Annotated in this window: 1 protein-coding gene; it reads right to left on the bottom strand. The window is 70.5% G+C overall.

From position 1 onward, the window contains the following. Nucleotides 1-150: 150 nt before the first annotated feature. The coding region (locus E9934_RS07585; RefSeq protein WP_158294959.1) for a DUF222 domain-containing protein at nt 151-511 on the bottom strand (361 nt) is incomplete at its 5' end.

The following is a 511-nucleotide window of genomic DNA, read 5'->3' as shown; positions in this document are numbered from 1 at the left end:
GATGACGGTGGTGGCCAGGCCGCCGTGTTCGGGCAGGTGGTTCGGGTCGAGGTGCTCCAGCAGTGCGGCGAGGGCGTGGGCGCGTTTGCGGTGCTGTGGGATGCGGTCGGCCTCACCACCGGCCTCACCACCCACCTGACCTTCCTGCTGTTAGGTGTTGTGGCGGGGGCTGGTGTAGGCGTCGAGGTAGCTCTGGAGTCGTCCGGCGATGGCGTCGGGGACGAGTCCGTTGATGCGGGTGGTGCCGTCGCCGTTGCGGCGGAACCGTAGGGAGGCCTTTTCGCGGGCTCGTCGTTCTTCGGCTTCGAGACGCTTGGCGTCTTCGGCTTCGGCGACTTCGGGGGCGACGACGTCGAGGATGCGGCGGGCCAGGGTGCGCAGCGCAGAAGGGCGGTGGCGGGTGGCGTACCCGACGAGGGTCTTCTCCGCCTCCAGAGCGAGCTCGGCACCGAGCCGGTCGGGGAGGTCGTCGATGCCCGCGACGATGACCCGCGCCTGGGCGGCGTTCACG

This window comes from Nocardioides caeni, assembly GCF_004912195.1.
Taxonomy (GTDB): domain Bacteria; phylum Actinomycetota; class Actinomycetes; order Propionibacteriales; family Nocardioidaceae; genus Nocardioides; species Nocardioides caeni.
The sequence above is the reverse complement of the archived record's forward strand: the minus strand, read 5'-3'. Positions and strand labels throughout refer to the sequence as shown.